This window comes from Robertmurraya korlensis (genome assembly GCF_023715225.1).
Taxonomy (GTDB): domain Bacteria; phylum Bacillota; class Bacilli; order Bacillales; family Cytobacillaceae; genus Robertmurraya_A.
Window position 1 is genome coordinate 186,554 of the sequence record NZ_JAMBNS010000001.1, and the last position, 21,315, is coordinate 207,868.

18 protein-coding genes, 1 riboswitch and 1 other annotated feature (1 of these 20 running past the window's edge) are annotated in these 21,315 nt (G+C 38.7%); of the genes, 16 read left to right on the forward strand and 2 right to left on the reverse strand.

Translation table 11 applies throughout. The annotated features are described in order from the left end of the window. Window positions 1-217: a binding site (T-box leader), on the forward strand; it begins 32 nt to the left of the window's first position. 48 nt (window positions 218-265) lie between these two features. Continuing rightward, the gene (pheS, locus tag M3175_RS01000; RefSeq protein WP_251513673.1) at window positions 266-1,303 is read left to right on the forward strand and encodes a phenylalanine--tRNA ligase subunit alpha; all 1,038 of its coding nucleotides are present in this window, start codon (window positions 266-268) and stop codon (window positions 1,301-1,303) included. Between the two features lie 13 nt (window positions 1,304-1,316). Next, entirely contained in the window at window positions 1,317-3,731 is a 2,415-nt protein-coding gene (pheT, locus tag M3175_RS01005) for a phenylalanine--tRNA ligase subunit beta (RefSeq protein ID WP_251513675.1), read from the forward strand. 38 nt (window positions 3,732-3,769) lie between these two features. Here the strand turns inward: pheT and rnhC are convergent, their stop codons facing one another. After that, a complete protein-coding gene (gene rnhC / locus M3175_RS01010; RefSeq protein WP_251513677.1) occupies window positions 3,770-4,705 on the reverse strand; it encodes a ribonuclease HIII in 936 nt (311 codons plus the stop codon). Between the two features lie 107 nt (window positions 4,706-4,812). Between rnhC and zapA the strand changes: the two genes are divergently transcribed. The 13 genes from zapA to M3175_RS01075 all read left to right on the forward strand — a co-directional run bounded on the left by zapA (window position 4,813) and on the right by M3175_RS01075 (window position 19,790). After that, window positions 4,813-5,082, forward strand: coding sequence for a cell division protein ZapA (gene zapA, locus M3175_RS01015; RefSeq protein ID WP_251513680.1), 270 nt, complete (start codon window positions 4,813-4,815; stop codon window positions 5,080-5,082). Window positions 5,083-5,096: 14 nt separating this feature from the next. Next, a complete protein-coding gene (locus M3175_RS01020) occupies window positions 5,097-5,624 on the forward strand; it encodes a CvpA family protein (protein WP_251513683.1) in 528 nt (175 codons plus the stop codon). 186 nt (window positions 5,625-5,810) lie between these two features. Then, window positions 5,811-7,541 carry a DNA polymerase/3'-5' exonuclease PolX gene (gene polX, locus M3175_RS01025; protein WP_251513685.1) on the forward strand — a complete coding sequence of 577 codons (1,731 nt, stop codon included), beginning with the start codon at window positions 5,811-5,813 and terminating at the stop codon, window positions 7,539-7,541. A 29-nt stretch (window positions 7,542-7,570) separates the two neighbouring features. After that, window positions 7,571-9,925 (forward strand): endonuclease MutS2, encoded by a 2,355-nt coding sequence (locus M3175_RS01030; protein WP_251513688.1) that lies wholly within the window; start codon window positions 7,571-7,573, stop codon window positions 9,923-9,925. Window positions 9,926-9,942: 17 nt separating this feature from the next. Next, complete coding sequence (locus M3175_RS01035) at window positions 9,943-10,350, forward strand: DUF350 domain-containing protein (RefSeq protein ID WP_251513689.1); 408 nt, start codon at window positions 9,943-9,945, stop codon at window positions 10,348-10,350. Between the two features lie 249 nt (window positions 10,351-10,599). After that, a complete protein-coding gene (locus M3175_RS01040; protein WP_251513691.1) occupies window positions 10,600-12,303 on the forward strand; it encodes a long-chain-fatty-acid--CoA ligase in 1,704 nt (567 codons plus the stop codon). Window positions 12,304-12,494: 191 nt separating this feature from the next. Further along, a complete protein-coding gene (gene fadR, locus M3175_RS01045) occupies window positions 12,495-13,079 on the forward strand; it encodes a fatty acid metabolism transcriptional regulator FadR (protein WP_251513693.1) in 585 nt (194 codons plus the stop codon). A gap of 29 nt (window positions 13,080-13,108) precedes the next feature. Then, window positions 13,109-13,882 (forward strand): enoyl-CoA hydratase, encoded by a 774-nt coding sequence (locus tag M3175_RS01050; protein WP_251513695.1) that lies wholly within the window; start codon window positions 13,109-13,111, stop codon window positions 13,880-13,882. Between the two features lie 100 nt (window positions 13,883-13,982). Next, a complete protein-coding gene (locus M3175_RS01055) occupies window positions 13,983-14,756 on the forward strand; it encodes an electron transfer flavoprotein subunit beta/FixA family protein (protein ID WP_251513696.1) in 774 nt (257 codons plus the stop codon). Window positions 14,757-14,804: 48 nt separating this feature from the next. Next, the gene (locus M3175_RS01060; protein ID WP_251513697.1) at window positions 14,805-15,782 is read left to right on the forward strand and encodes an electron transfer flavoprotein subunit alpha/FixB family protein; all 978 of its coding nucleotides are present in this window, start codon (window positions 14,805-14,807) and stop codon (window positions 15,780-15,782) included. Window positions 15,783-15,996: 214 nt separating this feature from the next. After that, window positions 15,997-16,311, forward strand: a complete 315-nt coding sequence (gene trxA, locus M3175_RS01065) for a thioredoxin (protein WP_066050262.1) — start codon at window positions 15,997-15,999, stop codon at window positions 16,309-16,311. 117 nt (window positions 16,312-16,428) lie between these two features. Beyond that, complete coding sequence (gene uvrC / locus M3175_RS01070) at window positions 16,429-18,201, forward strand: excinuclease ABC subunit UvrC (RefSeq protein WP_251513699.1); 1,773 nt, start codon at window positions 16,429-16,431, stop codon at window positions 18,199-18,201. Window positions 18,202-18,265: 64 nt separating this feature from the next. Continuing rightward, window positions 18,266-18,446, forward strand: a riboswitch (Lysine riboswitch). Between the two features lie 114 nt (window positions 18,447-18,560). Beyond that, window positions 18,561-19,790, forward strand: a complete 1,230-nt coding sequence (locus M3175_RS01075; RefSeq protein WP_251515216.1) for an aspartate kinase — start codon at window positions 18,561-18,563, stop codon at window positions 19,788-19,790. A 69-nt stretch (window positions 19,791-19,859) separates the two neighbouring features. On the opposite strand, the gene M3175_RS01080 is transcribed toward M3175_RS01075, so the two are convergent. Further along, window positions 19,860-20,312, reverse strand: a complete 453-nt coding sequence (locus tag M3175_RS01080; protein ID WP_251513700.1) for a YslB family protein — start codon at window positions 20,310-20,312, stop codon at window positions 19,860-19,862. A 329-nt stretch (window positions 20,313-20,641) separates the two neighbouring features. On the opposite strand from M3175_RS01080, the gene M3175_RS01085 reads away from it, so the two are divergent. Next, window positions 20,642-21,250 (forward strand): succinate dehydrogenase cytochrome b558 subunit, encoded by a 609-nt coding sequence (locus M3175_RS01085; protein ID WP_119709320.1) that lies wholly within the window; start codon window positions 20,642-20,644, stop codon window positions 21,248-21,250. The last annotated feature ends 65 nt before the right edge of the window (window positions 21,251-21,315 follow it).

Sequence of the window (21,315 nt, forward strand, 5' to 3'; positions counted from 1 at the left end):
ACCATCTATGTTAGGGAGAAAATGCCTTAGACTGAAAGCATTTTTATAGAAAAAGTAAACGAAGTTCACCTCCCGAGTTGGCATCGGGACCATTTCTTAATGAAGTGTAAAGATGCACCGGTTTAAAGCCGTTATCAGCAATGAAGTGAATGTAGGGAGATAGAATGCCTACATTAATTAAGGGTGGTACCGCGAATAATGAAACCTCGTCCCTTTCAGGGAAGAGGTTTTTTATTTTGTCTAAAAATCATAAGGAGGAAAGAACATGGAGCAACGCTTAGTAGAGCTTCAGCAAGAAGCGCTTGAAGGAATAAAGAAAGCGACTGATTTAAAAGAAATAAATGATATTCGTGTATCTTATCTAGGGAAAAAAGGTCCCATTACTGAGGTACTAAAAGGGATGGGGAAGCTTTCTGCTGAGGAACGTCCTAAAATGGGTGCGTTAGCGAACGAGGTAAGAGACGTTATTGCAAAAGCAATTGAAGAAAAACAAGCGGTTATGGAAGAAGAAGAGGTGGCTAAAAAGCTTGCTTCCGAAACAATTGATGTAACACTTCCAGGAAGACCAGTAAAAACAGGTAACCATCATCCATTAACAAGAATCATTGAAGAAATCGAAGACCTCTTTATTGGTATGGGCTACACAATTGCAGAAGGCCCTGAAGTTGAAAGTGATTACTATAACTTTGAGGCATTAAACTTACCAAAAGGTCATCCAGCTCGTGATATGCAAGATTCCTTTTATATTACGGAAGAAATCCTTCTTCGTACACATACATCACCCATGCAAGCAAGAACGATGGAAAAGAAAGAAGGAAAGGGTCCAATTAGAATTATCTGCCCAGGAAAAGTTTATAGACGTGATAATGACGACGCAACGCATTCTCACCAATTCATGCAGATCGAGGGTCTTGTGGTAGGAGAAAATATTCAAATGAGTGACCTGAAAGGGACACTAGATGTTTTTGCGAAAAAAATGTTTGGGGAAGACCGTGAAATTCGCTTACGTCCTAGCTTCTTCCCATTCACAGAACCTTCTGTTGAAATGGATATTTCTTGTAAAATTTGTAACGGAAAAGGTTGTAGTGTTTGTAAAGGAACGGGTTGGATTGAAATTCTTGGAGCCGGAATGGTGCATCCAAACGTACTTGAAATGGCTGGCTATGATTCGAAAAAATATACAGGCTTTGCATTCGGAATGGGGCCAGAAAGAATTGCCATGCTAAAGTACGGCGTGGATGATATTCGTCATTACTATACAAATGATGTACGTTTCTTAAAGCAATTTTCGATACACGAATAGGAGGATAACAAGAATGTTTGTTTCTTATAAATGGCTTCAAGAGTACGTGGACCTTTCTGGTATCACAGCTCCTGAACTAGCCGATAAAATCACAAAAAGTGGAATTGAAGTGGAAGGCGTTGAGATTCTTAATGAAGGCATGAAAGGACTCGTCGTCGGTCACGTGTTAGAAAGAGAGCAGCATCCAAATGCCGATAAGCTAAATAAATGTTTAGTAGATGTTGGAGAAGGAGAACCAGTTCAAATTATCTGTGGTGCTCCGAATGTAGATAAGGGGCAGCATGTGATTGTGGCGAAGGTGGGAGCAGTTCTCCCAGGAAACTTCAAAATTAAAAAAGCAAAGCTTCGCGGCGAAGAGTCAAACGGCATGATCTGTTCCTTACAGGAACTAGGGGTTGAAAGCAAGCTTGTTGCCAAGGAATTCTCTGAAGGGATCTTCGTTTTCCCGAATGAGGTAACAGTTGGGGACGATGCACTTGAGCTGTTAAGTCGTGATGACCAAATTTTAGAACTAGGCTTAACTCCAAACCGAGCGGATTGCTTAAGCATGTTAGGCGTAGCATATGAAGTTGCCGCCATATTAGGAAAAGAAGTAAAACTGCCGAAGCCTGAAGTTTCAGCAATAAACGAGAGTGCTAGCGATTATATCTCTGTCACTGTAGATGCTCCAGAGGATAATCCACTTTACGTTGCTAAAGTAATTAAAAATGTAAAGGTTGGACCTTCTCCATTATGGATGCAAACTCGTTTGATGGCAGCTGGTGTTCGTCCTCATAATAATGTTGTCGATATAACGAATTACATTCTAATGGAATACGGTCAACCTCTTCACGCCTTTGACTATGATCGTCTTGGTTCAAAAGAGATCGTTGTTCGTCGTGCGCAACAAGGTGAAACGATCACGACGCTTGATGATGCCAAACGTACATTAACAACTGAACACCTTGTAATTACAAACGGAAAAGAGCCGGTTGCATTAGCAGGAGTTATGGGTGGGGCGAATTCTGAAGTAGAAACAGGTACGACAACCGTGTTACTAGAGTCAGCATACTTTGTTGGAGCACCTATTCGTAAAGCTTCAAAGGATCATGGTTTGCGCAGTGAAGCTAGTGCACGCTATGAAAAAGGTGTGGATCCGAATCGTGTTAGAGCTGCAGCAGAAAGAGCGGCTGAGCTATTAGCGCTGTATGCAAATGGAGAAGTATTAGAAGGATCCGTCGAGGCAGATGCGCTTAAGGTGGAGCCTGCGGTTGTGTCCATCACATTAGACAAAATCAATGGTGTGCTTGGTACCGAAATATCCATGGATGAGGTGCAAAATATCTTTGCCCGTCTACAATTTGTTACGAAGGTTGAAGGGAACGAAATTACAGTTACCGTACCTACTCGTCGAGGTGATATTACCATAGAGGAAGATTTAGTAGAAGAGGTTGGAAGAATTTACGGTTACGACTATATCCCTAAAACTCTTCCAAAGGGTGCTTCTACTCCAGGGAAATTAAGTGATTACCAGAAAAAGCGCAGAATCGTTCGTCGCTATTTAGAAAGTGCAGGATTATTTCAAGCAGTTACTTATTCTTTGACGAATGAGACAAAAGCCACTCAATTCGCGCTAGATAAGCGTGAACCTGTTAAACTTGCGATGCCGATGAGTGAAGACCGTAGCGTACTACGTCTAAGCATTTTGCCACAGTTACTAGAGGTTGTAAAATACAATTCTGCCCGTCAAAATGATAGCATCGCATTATATGAAACAGGTGCCGTGTTCCTTTCGACTGAACAAGATAAGCTTCCAGAAGAGAAAGAACATCTGGCAGCAGCGATTACTGGCTTATGGCAGCAGCACCCTTGGCAAGGGGAAAAGAAAGCTGTTGATTACTATGTTCTTAAAGGAGTGCTAGAAGGGTTACTTGCTCGCTTAGGATTAACAGGCAGAGTGGAGTTCCGTCAAGCAACCGTGGATGGAATGCATCCAGGAAGAACAGCTAACCTTCATTTAGATAATGAGAAGATTGGTTTTGTCGGACAAATTCATCCGAACGTTCAAAAAGAACTTGATTTAAAAGAAACGTATGTGTTTGAACTATCTTTAAAGGCTTTATTAGAGGCAGAAATCGCTCCATTACAATACGAATCCATTCCTCGTTACCCATCTATCACACGCGATATCGCACTGGTTGTTAACAAGGAAGTCGTTGCTGGTCAGCTTTCTGACATTATTACAAAAGCTGGTGGCAACTTATTGAGGGAAGTTTCTGTGTTTGATCTTTATGAAGGAGATCGCTTGGAAGAAGGAAAGAAATCCATTGCGTTTTCTTTAAGATATTTTGATCCAGAAAAAACACTAACTGACGAAGAAGTAACAAAGGCCCATGAAAAGGTATTAGATGCTGTGAAGGAGCAGGCTGGAGCAGTACTAAGAGGATAAAATAGAAAGGAGCATCCAACATCGGAATGCTCCTTTTCTTATTTTTTCGTGATCAGTTTCCATGCTTTTTCTGTATTTGCAAAATGCAGCTTAACAAAATGTGGAAGGCTTTCTTTTCCCTTTGCTTGAATTAATTTAGCTGCTGCTACGTCTACTTGGGCGCCTGCTCCTTTTGGAATGACAAAACCCGCTTCCTTTGAAAGGTTTTCAAAGTGCTGTACAAATGCATAACGAGCTAGAATAGAAGCTGCTGCAACAGCTAAGTGCACACTTTCTGCCTTTGTTGAGAAATACACATTTTCACGGTGGATCACTTTTTGTCCCTTAAGATACTGATAATACACTTCTTCTTTTGCGAACTGATCGATTAAAATGGCATCCGGTTTTTTCGGTGTTATTTTATTCAGTACATGTCCAATGGCTTGGTTGTGCAACAGGGCTTTTAGCTTTCCTTGTGACATACCTGACTGCTGAAGCTGATTGTATTTTTCATTGTGTAAAGTTAATAGACTATAAGGAATAACATGCTTGATTTCCTTTGCAATGGCTGAAATTTGCTCATCCTTTAGACCTTTTGAATCCTTTACGCCTAGCTCTCTTAAAAGGGGGATGTGCTCTTTACTAACATAAGCTGCCACAACTGTAATAGGTCCGAAGAAATCGCCAGTTCCTACTTCATCCGAACCAACGACAGAAAGAGACTCAAAATGCTCTGGTAGATGGCTTTTATTTGGTGAAGATTTCTGTGTCTTTTGGTTCGAAGGTTGTTCCACATTCCCCCATTTTTTTGCTTCCATTTCACAGGAGGGACCTTGAAAAAGTACTTTACCTGATTTATAGGCGGTTATGGAGCAACCAGATAGTTTGGCTGCAAACACCCCACCTGGTGGTATTTTAGGTAAAAGGCTTTGTTGGTAGTGCTCCGCCATCTTTTTTATTTGTTCCCCAGATTGTTTTAATACGACTTGACTCATTTTACACTCTCCAATAAAATACATATTTTTCCTTCATTCGTCTGATTTTGACATTCTTAACTTCCCAGCCAAATAATATTCATGTTATGATATAGTGTAGGATTCTTATGAATGGGGGCAATGCTGTGTCTGAAGCAGAAAAAAAGCGCACAACGGTTGAGATATACGGGCAACAGTATGTAATTGTAGGTAACGAAAGTGTTGAACACGTTAGATTGGTTGCCTCTTTGGTAAATAATAAAATGCGCGAAATTGGTCAGAAGAATCCCTCACTCGATAGTACCAAACTTGCAGTTCTTACAGCGGTGAATGCTGTAAATGATTATCTAAAAATAAAGGATCAACTTGAGCGCTTAGAAAATGAACTAAAGAAGTAAAGGATTGAATAAATATGCTAAATCTTGCCATTATCATTATATTATTAATAGGATTACTAGTTGGGCTTCGTAGAGGGTTTATTCTTCAATTTATTCATCTTACTGGCTTCATTATTGCATTTATTGTAGCAAAGGTCTATTATTCCGAACTTGCACCCAAATTAACCCTTTGGATTCCGTATCCAAGCTTTGGTGATGCATCAAATTTACAAATCATTTTCTCAGAAGGAAATATGGAGGATGCCTACTACCGGGGAATTGCTTTCGTTGCGATTTTCTTTGCAACTAAGATTGTGCTACAAATTATTGGAAGTATGCTAGATTTTGTTTCCAATCTACCAATTTTAAAGACTTTTAATCGTTGGGCTGGAGGAATACTTGGATTTTTAGAGGTATATTTACTTTTGTTTATCCTTTTATACATAGCAGCACTTCTACCAATTGAAGCTGTGCAATCTCCTTTATCTAGCTCTTCTTTAGCAAAGGGAATAGTTGAGAATACTCCCTATTTGTCTAATCTTGTGAAAGAGCTTTGGGGATAACTTAAACAGCATGATTAAATAAACTACTTCTCTTTTTAAGAGAAGTTTTATTTTGGTTTATTTTCAAAAACTTTTTTGGATAACAATCCGTACATAATACATAGTAGGGTTTCAAAACATACTAAATTATTGGTGAAATAGAAGTCAATCATTCATAATGGGATATAGCGAAAGTAGGTGGTTAGTGTGGCAATACAAAAAAAAGAAGTGATTCGTTTACTTGAGACGATTGCTACCTATATGGAATTAAAAGGTGAAAATACATTTAAAGTGTCTGCTTTTAGGAAAGCAGCAAATAGCCTTGAAATAAATGAGCAGGATTTATTACAAATCTCTGATTTTACGTCTATTTCAGGTATTGGCAAGGGGACAGCAGCTGTTATTACAGAATTTATCCAAGAAGGTCACTCCTCTGTACTAAAAGAGCTTCAGGAAGAAGTACCGAAGGGATTAATTCCCCTCCTACAGCTGCCTGGCCTTGGTGGGAAAAAGATTGCCAAGCTATACAAAGAACTATCAATAACGAATGTACACGAGTTAAAGCAGGCATGCGTGGACAAAAAGGTAAGAGAACTTACCGGATTTGGGGGGAAGACAGAGGAGAAAATTCTTCAATCCATTAACGATTTTGGTTCCAAGCCAGATCGACTACCGCTTGCCTATATGTTACCCGTTGCACGGAAGATCGAGCTTACTCTTTCCGAAATGGATGGAGTGATTCGCTTTTCTAGAGCAGGTAGTATTAGAAGAATGAAGGAAACGATCAAGGATTTAGACTTCATTATCTCAACGGTTGATCCTCAATTGGTCAAGGAGCAGCTACTCTCCATGGAGAAAATAAAAGAAGTTGTTTCAAAAGGAGATACAAAGGTTTCGATTATCCTTGAATTGGAGTTTGACGTTTCGATTGATTTTCGTTTAGTAAAGGATGAGGAATTTACAACAACTTTACACCATTTTACTGGTTCAAAGGACCATAATGTAAGGATGCGTCAATTAGCAAAGGAACGTGGTGAAAAAATAAGCGAATATGGTGTGGAACATATCGAAACGGGTGAAATTGTCACGTTTCATAGTGAAGAGGAGTTTTTTGCTCACTTTGGTTTGCCTTTTATTCCACCTGAAATGCGTGAGGATGGCACTGAAGTGGAACAATATACAGAAGAGCTTGAGATTATTGCTCTCGACCATATAAAAGGTGATCTACACATGCACTCGACCTGGAGCGATGGTTCGCATTCTATTGAGCAAATGGTAGAAGCATGTCGTGCAAAAGGATATGAATATATGGCCATTACTGACCACTCACAATATTTAAAAGTGGCCAATGGACTAACCGTCGAGCGCTTGCGGAAACAACGTCAAGAAATTGATGAATTGAATCAAAAATATGATGATATTACAATCTTAGCAGGTGTTGAAATGGATATTTTACCTGACGGCTCTCTGGACTATGAAGATGAAGTACTAGAACAAATGGATTTTGTTATTGCTTCTATTCATTCCTCTTTTTCACAGCCAAAGGATAAAATCATGGAACGTCTTAAAACAGCTTTGAAAAATAATCATGTACATATGATTGCACATCCCACGGGTAGAAAGATTGGAAAGCGTGATGGATATTCAGTAGATATCGAGCAATTGATTGAACTAGCAAAAGAAACAAATACTTGGCTAGAATTGAATGCGAATCCCAATCGGCTTGACCTTTCCTCAGAGCATGTACGAATGGCTCAAGAAGCAGGTGTAAAACTTTTAATTAATACGGATGCACATATGGTTGAAACATTAGCTCATATGGACACGGGAATTTCTGCAGCGAAAAAAGGATGGATTCAAAAGCAATCCGTAATTAATTCTTTGACTAAGGAAGAATTTCTTGAATTATTAAAAAGGAAAAAAGAAGACAGAAGATAGATTTTATTTTGAAATAGGAGGTACACTCCATGCAAGAACGAGTTCTAAAGGTATTGGAATTTACAAAAGTGAAAGAGCAGTTATTTGAACATGCTTCTTCAAGTTTAGGAAAAGACAAAGTAAAGGCACTTGTTCCTTCAACTGATTTCGAGGAGGTGGTGCGTAGCCAGGCTGAAACCGATGAAGCCGCAAAGGTTCTTCGATTAAAAGGCAATGTACCACTCACAGGAATTTATGATATTAGAATGCAAATAAGACGTTCCGCCATAGGTGGAGTGCTAAGTCCACTTGAACTTGTGCAAGTAGCTAGTACCATTCACGCGAGCCGGATGATGCGGCGCTTTATAGAAGATATGGTTGAACAAGGAATAGAGATTCCTATTTTAGATGAATACGCAAGTAACATCATTGTTCTCGCTGAACTAGAAGAGCCCATTCGAATGGCAATCGATGAGAGTGGAGAAGTACTTGATACGGCTAGTGAAACATTACGTTCTCTTAGAAGTCAGCTTCGGACAAAAGAAGCAAGGGTACGTGAAAGACTTGAATCAATGATTCGGTCCTCCAATGCAGCTAAAATGCTTTCAGATGCCATTATCACGATTCGAAATGACCGGTTTGTAATACCTGTTAAACAAGAATATCGTGGACATTATGGAGGCATTATTCACGATCAAAGTTCCTCAGGTCAAACCTTGTTCATTGAACCGCAAGCAATCGTGCAGTTAAATAACGATGTGCAAGCGATTCGTATCAAGGAGAAGACAGAAATAGAACGTATTTTGGTTGAATTATCTGGAAAAACAGGATTGTTTGAGAGTGAGTTAAGTACCATTGTAGGAGTATTAACAGACCTAGACTTTATGTTTGCGAAGGCAAGATATAGTAAAAGAATAAAGGGCTCTAAACCGAAAATGAATAACGAAGGAATCATTTCCTTATTTAAAGCAAGACATCCCTTGATTGCAATGGATGAAGTGGTTCCCAATGATATTTTACTCGGCAAGACTTACTCTACAATTGTTATAACTGGACCTAATACAGGGGGAAAGACGGTTACACTAAAGACCGTCGGTTTATGTACTTTAATGGCTCAGGCTGGGTTACAAATACCTGCCCTTGATGGGTCAGAAATGGCTGTCTTTGGTCAAGTGTTCGCAGATATTGGTGATGAACAGTCGATTGAGCAAAGTCTAAGTACTTTTTCTTCTCATATGGTAAATATCGTAGACATATTAAATGATGTAAGCTTTGATAGTCTTGTTCTTTTTGACGAGCTAGGTGCAGGTACTGACCCACAGGAAGGAGCTGCACTTGCTATTTCCATACTAGACTCTGTCTATAAAACAGGGGCAAGAGTGGTTGCTACCACCCATTATCCGGAATTAAAAGCTTATGGTTATAACCGGGAAGGGGTAATAAACGCAAGTGTTGAGTTTGATATTGAAACATTAAGTCCAACGTATAAGCTTCTAATTGGGGTGCCAGGACGAAGCAACGCGTTTGAAATTTCCAAACGCCTTGGGTTAAAGGAAAAAGTCATTGATATGGCACGATCACATGTTAGTTCGGAGAGTAACGAAGTCGATCAAATGATTGCAGCGCTTGAAGCAAGTAAAAAACAAGCTGAAAATGAGTTAGAAGAGGCGCATGACACATTAAGGCAGGCTGAAAAGCTTCATAAGGACCTTCAAGAAGAGATTGTCACCTATTATAAAGAAAAAGACATATTACGTGAAAAAGCTGAGCGTGAGGCACAAGCAATTATAGAAAAGGCCAAACAAGAGGCGGAAGAAGTCATTCGAGAACTCCGTCGAATGCGAATCGAGAAAAAAGCGGATGTCAAAGAACATGAATTAATTGATGCTAAAAAGAGACTAAATGAAGCCGTACCTGTTTCCGAAAAATCATTGAATAATGAAGCACGAAAACAGAAACATAAATTCCAGGTTGGTGATGAAGTAAAGGTATTAACTTTTGACCAAAAGGGACATTTAGTTGAAAGAGTATCTGAAAATGAGTGGCAGGTTCAAATAGGGATTCTAAAAATGAAGGTCCAAGAAAAGGATTTGGAGTTTATCCAATCGGAAAAACCAAAGGTACAAAAGCATGTAACAACAATACAGGGAAGAGATTCGAACGTATCCATAGAGCTAGATCTTAGAGGGGAACGGTATGAGGATGCTCTCTTTAGAGTAGAAAAATACATCGATGATGCTTTATTATCAAATTATCCAAGAGTGTCGATCATTCATGGAAAAGGCACTGGAGCATTAAGGCAGGGTGTACAAGAGTACTTGAAAAATCATCGGTCTGTGAAAAAGATTCGCTTTGGTGAGGCTGGAGAAGGCGGTTCTGGTGTGACAATCGTTGAGTTCAAGTAAGTAGGAGGAAGAGGAAGTTGAACGGTTTTTGGGAGAATGAATTTGTTCATATAGCCGCATATTGCAGTGTTGTTATTTTATGTATGATCGTATTTCTAGCTATTTTTGAACTTGTGACAAAATACCGGAATTGGGAAGAAATTCAAAATGGAAATGTTGCCGTTGCTATGGCGACCGGTGGCAAAATCTTTGGAATCGCCAATATTTTTAGGCATTCAATTGAGCAACATGACTCACTTATAACCATGATTGGTTGGGGAGTATTTGGTTTCTTTTTACTACTGGTAGCCTATTTTATTTTTGAGTTTTTAACACCAAAATTTAAAATTGATGAAGAAATTCAAAATGACAACCGAGCTGTAGGGCTCATTTCAATGGTGATATCAGTTGGATTATCGTATGTAATAGGGGCAGGCATATCTTAAAGGAGTACGTAAATGGAAAAGCTAGCAAAAATACTTCTAATCCTTTGTGGAATCTTTGTGTTTATAGGAATTTTTTATTTAGTCTTTTAAAATCGCCTTTTACAGGCGATTTTTTTTGTCGTAGGACAACTAATTACATCCATAAACATATACTAGGAGAATTTAAATTGTCACAGATAATTCACTATATTATAATTAAGGTGAGTAATCAGAAATTTTTATACAATTTCTTTATAGGAGGGATGGAGAATGAGTGAACATAGGCCGTGGCTGGCTAATTACCCAGAGGAAATACCTGCTACCTTAACGTATAAGTCGGAACCTGTTCAAACCTATTTGACGAACGCAGCAAAGGAGTTTCCTAATAAAGCGGCTATTCATTTTATGGGCAAGGAAATGAGCTATGAAACCTTACATGAACATGCCAGTAAGTTAGCTTCTTATTTACAAAAGCTCGGATTAGAAAAAGGAGACCGAGTCGCAATCATGCTTCCAAATTGCCCTCAAGCTGTTATTTCGTACTACGGAATTTTATTAGCCGGAGGAGTTGTGGTACCTACAAACCCATTGTACACAGAAAGAGAAATTGAATATCAAATGAAGGATTCTGGTGCAAAAGCCATTGTCACACTAGATATTTTATTTCCGCGTGTCAGCAAAGTATTCACACAAACTAATTTGAAACATATTATTGTAACCGCTATCAAGGATTATCTACCCTTCCCAAAAAATCTCATTTATCCATTTATCCAAAAGAAACAATATGGAATTACCGTGTCTGTTAAGCATGAAGGATGTCATCACTTATTAACAGAAATTATTAAGCAGTCCAATCAAGAGATAAAAAGCTTTTCAGTCGATTTTGACGAAGATCTTGCTATTATTCAATATACAGGTGGAACGACCGGAGCTCCTAAGGGGGTTATGCTGACTCATAAGAACCTTGTTTCAAATGCAGCGATGAGTAATGCCTGGTTATACAAATGCAAACGAGGGGAAGAAATCATTTTAGCCATTATTCCATTTTTCCACGTGTACGGCATGACTGCCATCATGATTCTTTCCGTCATGCAAGGACAAAAGATGGTCTTGCTTCCGAAGTTTGATCCAGAACAAACATTAAAAACGATCGAGAAACAAAAGCCAACTTTATTTCCAGGAGCTCCGACCATTTATATTGGTTTGTTAAATCATCCAGACCTTACTAAATATGACCTTTCTTCCATCGATTCGTGTATCTCAGGCTCCGCTCCTCTTCCAGTAGAGGTACAGGAGAAATTTGAGGAAATAACGGGTGGTAAGTTGGTGGAAGGCTATGGGCTGACAGAATCTTCACCAGTGACTCATTCCAATTTTTTATGGGATCGTCCAAGAATAAAAGGAAGTATTGGGGTGCCATGGCCAGATACAGATGCGGTCATTTTATCTTTTGAAACTGGAGAACCATTACCACCTGGTGAAATTGGTGAGATTGCTGTAAAGGGACCACAGGTCATGAAGGGATACTGGAACAAGCCTGAAGAGACCGATCAGGTGTTAAGAGATGGCTGGCTTCTTACGGGAGATTTAGGGTATATGAATGAAGAAGGCTATTTCTTTGTGGTTGACCGTAAAAAGGATATGATTATCGCGGGTGGATTTAATATTTATCCAAGAGAAATTGAAGAAGTCATGTATGAGCATCCTAGTGTACAAGAGGTTGTTGTTGCTGGAGTTCCCGACCCATATCGGGGGGAGACGGTAAAGGCATATATTGTGTTGAAGGAAAGTGCTACAACTACTGAGGAAGAGCTGAATGCTTTTGCGAGAAAACATCTTGCCTCCTATAAGGTTCCTAGAATGTATGAATTTCGATCAGAACTTCCAAAAACAGCAGTGGGGAAAATTTTGAGGAGAGCATTAGTTGAAGAAGAAAAAAAGAAAAGAGATGACGATCAACAGAAACAGGCTTAAATCTTTATAGCCGATTCGTCGGCTGTTTATTTTTGCGAAAGCAGGCTTGTACAGTCCATTTAGTTATGGCATGATAAAAGTGCAAATAATAAGTGAAATCCTTGACAGAATATCGATTACGATCTATTATAAATTTATGAATGATGGTTCATTCATAAATGCAATAACCTTCTTGAAAGGAGGGGAATGATTTGAAGAAAGACAAACCAAAGTATCGGCAGATTATTGATGCCGCTGTCATTGTAATAGCGGAAAATGGGTATCACCAAGCTCAAGTTTCAAAAATTGCCAAACAAGCTGGCGTTGCTGATGGCACCATCTATTTGTATTTTAAAAACAAAGAAGATATCCTCATTTCTCTTTTTCAAGAAAAAATGGGGGCTTTTATAGAAAAGATTGAGGAGAAGTTAGAGGGAAAGAAAAGCGCAGCAGAGAAATTATTACTTATGATCGAAATGCATTTTCGAATGCTATCAAAGGATCGTCATTTAGCTATCGTCACACAGCTAGAATTGCGACAATCAAATAAAGATCTTCGCTTAAAAATTAATGAGGTATTAAAAGGTTATTTACATGTTGTTGACAATATACTTATTGAGGGAAGAGATTCTGGTGAATTTTCACAAGATCTCGATATTCGCCTGGCGAGACAAATGATTTTTGGAACAATGGATGAAACTGTTACAACCTGGGTCATGAATGAACAAAAATATGATTTAACAGCACTTGCAGAACCGATCCAGAAACTTTTAATTAATGGGTGTGGAAAGAGATAATCATTATATACGAATAAGGGGGAGAACTTATGGGTTTTCTGCATTGGTCTCATGAAGAGTTCATTGCAACAATTAAAATTGAACGTCCTCCAGCTAATGCGTTATCATCTCAGGTGTTAAAAGAACTTTCGGATATTCTTGATGAAATTGAATTTCATCAAGAGATCCGAGTCATCGTATTGCGTGGTGAGGGAAGATTTTTCTCAGCAGGGGCAGATATTAAAGAATTTACAACCATTTCAACAGGAGAGGATTTTGGCAGTCTTTCCACTCTTGGTCAAGATTTGTTTGAACGAATGGAACGTTATCCAAAACCAATTATTGCTGTAATCCATGGGGCCGCTTTGGGCGGGGGACTTGAGCTAGCGATGGCCTGTCACTTTCGAATAGTAACTCAAAATTCAAAGCTTGGCTTACCGGAGCTTCAACTTGGATTAGTACCTGGTTTTGCGGGTTCGCAACGATTACCAAAATACGTTGGAACCGCTAAAGCAGCAGAAATGTTATTTACAAGTGATCCAATCACGGGAGTAGAAGCGGTTCAATGCGGACTAGCAAATCATGCTTTTACGGAAGAAGAGCTGTTAGGGAAATCCTATAAAATCGCAAAAAAGATTGCTAAGAAAAGTCCAATAGCACTTAGAGCAGCAATTGAACTTCTTAATTATGGAAAAACAAATGAGTTTTATTCAGGCGTTAAAAAAGAAGTTCAGCTATTTGAAAAAGTATTTCTATCTAAAGACGGACAAGAAGGAATATCAGCGTTCCTCGAAAAAAGAGAGCCAAAGTTTACAGGGGAATGACAATAAGCTCACAGCTATTGCTAAGTGGGTTTCTATTTTCGCTTAAATTTTCTTAATCTTTAGAACCAATTAAATGTTTAGATATATAGGAGGGGAACTTATGAATATCTATGTGTTGTTAAAAAGAACGTTTGATACGGAAGAGAAAATAACGATTGCTGGCGGAAAAATTAGTGAGGACGGTGCTGAATTTATCATCAATCCGTATGATGAATATGCAGTTGAAGAAGCAATCCAAGTTCGTGATGCACATGGTGGTGAAGTAACAGTTATATCTGTTGGTAGTGAAGAATCGGAGAAACAGCTTCGGACTGCTTTAGCAATGGGAGCAGATAAAGCGGTACTCGTGAATATTGAAGATGATGTTGAAGCTTCTGACCAGTATACAACTGCCAAAATCATTGCCCAATACTTAAAAGATCAAGAAGTTGATTTAATTATCGCTGGAAATGTAGCTATTGATGGTGGATCAGGTCAGGTCGGCCCACGTGTGGCAGAATTACTTGAAATCCCTTATGTAACCACTATTACCAAGCTAGAGATACAGGGGACAAAAGCGACAGTTGTTCGCGATGTTGAAGGTGATTCAGAAGTCATTGAGACCTCTCTTCCACTATTAGTAACGGCACAACAAGGATTAAACGAACCAAGATATCCTTCTTTACCTGGAATTATGAAGGCCAAGAAAAAACCGTTAGAACAGTTAGAATTAGATGATCTCGATCTTGAAGAAGACGATGTTGAGGCTAAGACGAAGACCATTGAAATTTACTTACCACCTAAAAAAGAAGCAGGTAAGGTGTTAGCAGGTGACTTGAACGATCAAGTTAAAGAGCTTGTAACTCTTCTTCATACAGAAGCAAAGGTAGTGTAATCATTCTTTTCATACGGGCGGAATTAAATTTTGCAGGAGGGGAACTTGATGGCTAGAAAAGTGTTAGTTTTAGGGGAAGTTAGAGAGGGAGCATTACGTAATGTATCTTTTGAAGCATTGTCTGCGGGAAAGACAATTGCTGAGGGTGGAGAAGTAGTTGGTGTTTTAGTAGGTGAAAGTGTAAGCGCTTTAGGACAAGAATTCATTCAACATGGAGCTAGCCGTGTGGTGGTCGTTGAACATGCAGAGCTTGCTCAATATACATCTGATGGTTTTTCGCAGGCATTAATGGCCGTAATTGAAGAAGAAAAGCCAGAGGGTCTTGTGTTTGGACATACAGCATTAGGGAAGGATCTTTCTCCAAGAATTGCTGGGAAACTGAATTCGGGGTTAATCTCCGATGCAACAGCGATTGATGTAGCAGGTGGAAATGTTGTATTTACTAGACCCATTTACTCGGGTAAAGCTTTTGAAAAGAAGATAGTGACGGATGGAGTTATTTTTGCGACCATTCGACCGAATAACATTCCTGCCCTTCAAAAGGATGAATCACTTTCAGGAGAAGTCAATTCTTTATCGGTCGACATAAAAGATCTACGTACAATTATTAAAGAGGTTGTACGAAAAGCTAGTGAGGGTGTAGACCTTTCTGAAGCAAAGGTTGTTATTGCCGGTGGACGTGGTGTGAAGAGTGAAGAAGGCTTTGAGCCTTTAAAAGAACTTGCTACCGTACTTGGAGGAGCAGTAGGAGCTTCTAGGGGTGCATGTGATGCGGAGTACTGTGATTATTCCTTACAAATTGGTCAAACAGGAAAAGTTGTGACACCAGACCTTTATATCGCTTGTGGAATTTCAGGAGCTATTCAGCATTTAGCTGGAATGTCTAACTCAAAGGTCATTGTCGCTATAAATAAAGACCCAGAAGCAAATATTTTTAAAGTGGCTGACTACGGAATTGTCGGTGATTTGTTTGAAGTGGTTCCACTATTAACAGAGGAATTTAAAAAATTAAAAATCAATGCGTAACGGGCAAAGAGCGGTTTAATAGAGCCGCTCTTTCCGTTTGCCTGCTTCTCAAAGAAAGAATATCGTTTCATAAAATGGGCAAATTACATAAGAAAACAACAGCGAGACATATTATTAGCATCGACTGAAAAACGGTGATATACTGACCTTAGTATTTTACTACTAAAAGCAATCGAGACTTATTTCTCGAAGCAATACTTAAGGAGGCATGAAAATGGCTATTTCAAATGCTACAGATCAAAACTTTTCAACAGAAACGGGTACAGGCCTAGTGCTTGCAGATTTTTGGGCTCCATGGTGCGGTCCATGTAAGATGATTGCTCCAGTTCTTCAAGAGCTTGATTCAGAAATGGGAGACAAAGTCAAAATCGTTAAAATCGATGTTGACGAAAACCAAGAAACTGCAGCAAAGTTTGGAGTAATGAGCATTCCAACACTTCTTATCATGAAAGATGGAGAAGTAATTGATAAAGTTGTCGGCTTCCAACCGAAAGAAGCTTTAGAAGAGCGCTTAAATTCTCATCTGTAAAATGCGTAAACCACTCATCTTGAGTGGTTTTTTCTTTTCCAGTGGGCTCCTACTATATATCCCCTCAAAAAAACTTTATAATACAATCAGAGTGTTTTGTAGTTGGAGGTGTACCTTTTGAATGAGATGATAAGAAATAAACTTGCCTTATTGCCTGATCAACCTGGATGTTATTTGATGAAGGATCGGCAAGGGACAATTATATATGTTGGAAAAGCGAAAGTATTGAAAAATCGTGTTCGATCGTACTTTACTGGGTCTCACGATGGAAAAACGCAAAGGCTTGTTTCTGAAATAGAGGATTTTGAATATATTGTTACATCGTCCAATATTGAAGCACTAATTCTCGAGTTAAATTTAATAAAGAAACATGATCCTAAATACAATGTGATGTTAAAGGACGATAAAACGTATCCTTTTATTAAATTAACGGCAGAAAGGCATCCACGTCTGATTACAACTCGTAAGGTGAAAAAGGACAAAGGGAAGTACTTTGGTCCGTACCCGAATGTGTCTGCTGCGAACGAAACTAAAAAGCTATTGGATCGTATTTATCCCTTAAGAAAATGCTCCACATTGCCAGATAGAGTTTGCTTATATTATCATCTTGGCCAATGTCTAGCTCCTTGTGTGAAGGAAGTAAAAGAATCGACTTACAAAGAACTTGTAGAAGAAATTACAAAGTTTTTAAACGGTGGATACCAGGACATAAAAAAAGACCTTACACTTAAGATGCAAGCTGCTGCAGAAGAGCTTGATTTCGAAAGAGCAAAGGATTTTCGCGATAAAATAGCCCATATAGAAGCAACCATGGAAAAACAGAAAATGACAACCACTGATTTTACGGATCGAGATGTTTTCGGCTATTCGGTTGATAAAGGGTGGATGTGTGTTCAAGTATTTTTTGTTCGCCAAGGTAAGCTTATTGAGAGAGACTTTTCCATGTTCCCTATTTACGGAGAGGCAGAAGAAGAATTTTTGACGTTTTTAGGTCAATTTTACGATCAATCCAGCCATTTTAAACCAAAAGAGATACTGTTACGTGATGAAGTAGACCTAGAATTGGCGGAACAACTCCTACAAACAAAGGTTTTGCAGCCTAAACGTGGACAGAAAAAGGACCTAGTTGAGTTAGCGACTAAAAATGCAAGCATTGCTCTAAAAGAAAAATTTTCACTCGTGGAGCGAGATGAAGAGAGAACGATTAAAGCAGTCGAGCAACTAGGAGAGCAGTTGGGAATTTATACTCCACATCGAATTGAAGCATTTGATAACTCAAATATCCAAGGAACTGACCCGGTTTCGGCGATGGTTGTATTTATTGACGGAAAGCCAGCTAAAAGGGAGTATCGAAAATACAAAATAAAGTCTGTTGAGGGTCCTGATGATTATGAATCGATGAGAGAAGTCACAAGACGGCGATATTCTCGTGTGCTTAAAGAAAATCTTCCACTTCCAGATTTGATTATGATAGACGGTGGAAAGGGCCATGTCGAAGCGGTAAGAGATATTTTGGAAAATGAACTTGGTTTAGATATTCCGATAACTGGACTTGTGAAAGATGATAAACATAGAACTTCACAGCTATTGTACGGAAAGCCATTAGCAGTTGTTCCGCTTGAGCGGAATAGCCAGGAATTTTATTTGCTCCAAAGAATTCAAGACGAAGTACATCGATTTGCCATCACGTTTCACAGGCAACTTCGAGGAAAAAACGTATTTCAGTCAATTTTGGATGATGTTCCGGGAATCGGCGAGAAAAGGAAGAAGCAATTATTAAAAGCCTTTGGATCAGTAAAAAAAATGAAGGAAGCTAACAAAGAGGACTTTTTATCTATTGGACTTCCACAAAATACAGTCGATTTGTTAATGAAAAAATTGCAAGAATAGCATTGTCGTCGCCAATAGGCTGTGCTATAATTAGGAAAATTTTATATTAATCACTTAATTGTTAAGTGAAGGTAGAGGTGCGAGCACCAATAGTAACAGCTTTGAGAATACTGAGATTCAATGAGAAGCTGTGAAAGGGGATGTTCGCCGAAGTGGATAGGTCTCTGAATTGCCATATCTGCTGGTCCTGTGTTGAATAAATACTGGATTGTCAAGACTATATGTCTTGGAGAGCTATCTCACTGTGTATAAGTCCGTATATATGTACGTTCATTCACGCAGCCATGAGATATCTCTCATGGCTTTTTTGTATTTTTAAAAAAGCCCATGAAAGAGATGAAATGAAAGTAGGGGTAAATATGGGATTGGTTGTCCAAAAGTTTGGTGGTACATCGGTAGGAAATGTTGATCGTATTAAGCATGTAGCCGACCGAGTAATTGAAGAAAAGATGCGTGGGAATGACGTAGTGGTCGTTGTGTCTGCTATGGGGAAAACAACAGACGAATTAGTAGGTCTAGCAAATCAAATCTCAAGTCGTCCAAATAAACGTGAAATGGATATGCTACTCACGACAGGTGAGCAAGTGACCATCTCTTTATTGTCGATGGTGTTAATAGAAAAAGGTTATGAAGCAATATCCTTTACGGGTTGGCAAGCAGGAATTGAAACAGAAGCCGTTCATGGTAATGCTAGGATTTTACACATTAATACAACTAAAATCCAAACTGAGCTACATAAAGGGAAAATAGTAGTTGTAGCCGGCTTTCAAGGAATTGCGATTGATGGAGCAGTGTCAACTCTAGGTAGAGGTGGGTCTGATACAACAGCAGTGGCATTAGCAGCCGCACTGAAAGCTGATAAGTGTGATATTTATACCGATGTTACTGGTGTATTTACAACAGATCCGCGTTATGTGAAAAAGGCAAGAAAGCTTAAGTCTGTTTCTTACGATGAAATGTTAGAGTTAGCTAACTTAGGTGCGGGAGTGTTGCATCCAAGGGCCGTTGAATATGCAAAAAATTATGCAGTCCCACTTGAAGTGCGATCAAGTATGGAGCAAGAAAATGGAACGATAATTGAGGAGGAAGTATCAATGGAACAAAGTTTAGTTGTACGAGGTGTTGCCTTTGAAGATGAAATTACGAGAGTGAGTGTTTTAGGCCTTCCAAATGGATTAACAAATCTATCAACAATTTTCACCATTTTAGCAAAAAATCATTTGAACGTTGATATTATTATTCAGAGTATGACAAATGAATCAACCACAAATTTATCTTTTTCTATTAAGAGCACAGATTTGGAAGAAACCATGGCTGTTCTACAGGCTAATAAAGATTCCTTAAAGTATGAAAGCATAGAAGCAGAGCCAAACCTTGCAAAAGTGTCGATCGTAGGTTCAGGGATGATTTCGAATCCCGGGGTTGCAGCAGAAATGTTCGAAGTGCTAGCCGCAGGAGGAATTCAGGTAAAAATGGTGAGTACCTCTGAAATTAAGGTTTCTACCGTGATAGAGGAAGCACAGATGCTGAAAGCAGTTGAAGCACTTCATGAAGCATTTGAACTGTCTGGAACGTCTGTTAAAGCATAGAATCAAGTAAGTTGAAAAAATGAGACAAACTAAAAAGCTTTCATAAAAAATATGAAAGCTTTTTACGTACTATTCAATAGAATCTTTTCTATCCCAACGTACAGTGAAGGAAACCGTAGCGAGCTTTTTCTTCGGGTGTTCATACGTTTCAGTAATTACTTGTTTTTGTTCTTCAATTTGTTGAGCCAAGAATCCTGCTTCCAATTGGAAATGACAGTTTGGATGCTCTTTAAAGCGAGTTTTAATCAAGTCACTCGATAATTCAAACTCAAGTTCATTCTTCTTTTCAGATTTAATTTGTAGTGTGCCCCAACCTGCTTGTTGGAAAAAAGTAATAATATCTTCGACCGACTGCAAAGGGTACTTTCTGGCTAAAGCCTTACCTGCCCAGTATAGTATAGAAGCTGTTTCTCTTCCAAGTATGTCTGGAAGAAGCACTTCTCTAAGTAATTCATACCCAAAGGCTGGAACAAGTGCAGGATCTGTGGCCGAAATAGGTTGTTCTAATTTCAATTCACTCAAAACATGTCCCCCCACTTTCTATTATTCTATTATATACGTTTTCCGGGGAAATACGCATGAAAACAAAAAAAACTAATTCAAAAAATTTTTACATTAATTGTTATATCAATATAAAGGAAATGGTTATAAAATGTTAATGCATAAGTGTTTGGGGTAATATCAATATATTAAAAATATTTTGTATATATAGAGCATTTTATGTATCCGTTTTCTTGACGCTCTTACATGTTGGGAGTAAAATGAACATGTCACATAATTGTAAAAATTATTGTAAAAAAAGCGGATATTATTTTAGTCAGTCCGTTTAATTTTTAAGGGGGGTAAAGTTCATGGCAGGAAACCGAGAGTTTTTTTATCGAAGATTACACTCGCTGCTTGGAGTCATTCCAGTTGGTCTATTTCTTGTGCAGCACCTTGTAGTCAATCATTTTGCAACTGGGGGGGAAGAATCATTTAACAAAGCGTCTCATTTTATGGAGAGTTTGCCGTTTCGATATGTATTAGAAACGTTTGTGATTTTCTTACCTTTGTTATTCCATGCAATTTACGGTCTTTATATTGCGTTTACAGCAAAAAACAATACGAGTAATTATGGTTTTTTCCGAAATTGGATGTTCATGCTTCAGCGTATATCCGGAGTAGTAACGCTAGTATTCGTAACATGGCATGTGTGGGAAACAAGAATTGCAGCAGCATTTGGTGCAGAGGTTAACTTTAATATGATGGAAAGCATCTTATCGAATCCATTTATGCTTTGGTTCTATATCATTGGTGTGATATCCACCACCTTCCACTTTGCAAATGGACTATGGTCTTTCTTTGTAAGTTGGGGAATTACTGTTACACCTCGTTCTCAACTTATTTCTACTTATGTTACATTAGGGGTTTTTATCGCCCTATCCATAGTTGGCGTTCGCGCTATTATCGCATTCATTTAATTTAATAGGTTCTAATTCTTATAGAAACGAACGGGATATACTTTGATATTAGTTAGGGAGTGACT

Excerpts from the sequence above, each read along its gene's own strand:
- pheS (WP_251513673.1), top strand. The coding sequence starts at position 266 with ATGGAGCAACGCTTAGTAGAGCTTCAGCAAGAAGCGCTTGAAGGAATA.
- pheT (WP_251513675.1), top strand. The coding sequence starts at position 1,317 with ATGTTTGTTTCTTATAAATGGCTTCAAGAGTACGTGGACCTTTCTGGT.
- rnhC (WP_251513677.1), bottom strand. The coding sequence starts at position 4,705 with ATGAGTCAAGTCGTATTAAAACAATCTGGGGAACAAATAAAAAAGATG.
- zapA (WP_251513680.1), top strand. The coding sequence starts at position 4,813 with ATGAATGGGGGCAATGCTGTGTCTGAAGCAGAAAAAAAGCGCACAACG.
- M3175_RS01020 (WP_251513683.1), top strand. The coding sequence starts at position 5,097 with ATGCTAAATCTTGCCATTATCATTATATTATTAATAGGATTACTAGTT.
- M3175_RS01030 (WP_251513688.1), top strand. The coding sequence starts at position 7,571 with ATGCAAGAACGAGTTCTAAAGGTATTGGAATTTACAAAAGTGAAAGAG.
- M3175_RS01040 (WP_251513691.1), top strand. The coding sequence starts at position 10,600 with ATGAGTGAACATAGGCCGTGGCTGGCTAATTACCCAGAGGAAATACCT.
- M3175_RS01050 (WP_251513695.1), top strand. The coding sequence starts at position 13,109 with ATGGGTTTTCTGCATTGGTCTCATGAAGAGTTCATTGCAACAATTAAA.
- M3175_RS01055 (WP_251513696.1), top strand. The coding sequence starts at position 13,983 with ATGAATATCTATGTGTTGTTAAAAAGAACGTTTGATACGGAAGAGAAA.
- M3175_RS01060 (WP_251513697.1), top strand. The coding sequence starts at position 14,805 with ATGGCTAGAAAAGTGTTAGTTTTAGGGGAAGTTAGAGAGGGAGCATTA.
- trxA (WP_066050262.1), top strand. The coding sequence starts at position 15,997 with ATGGCTATTTCAAATGCTACAGATCAAAACTTTTCAACAGAAACGGGT.
- M3175_RS01075 (WP_251515216.1), top strand. The coding sequence starts at position 18,561 with ATGGGATTGGTTGTCCAAAAGTTTGGTGGTACATCGGTAGGAAATGTT.
- M3175_RS01085 (WP_119709320.1), top strand. The coding sequence starts at position 20,642 with ATGGCAGGAAACCGAGAGTTTTTTTATCGAAGATTACACTCGCTGCTT.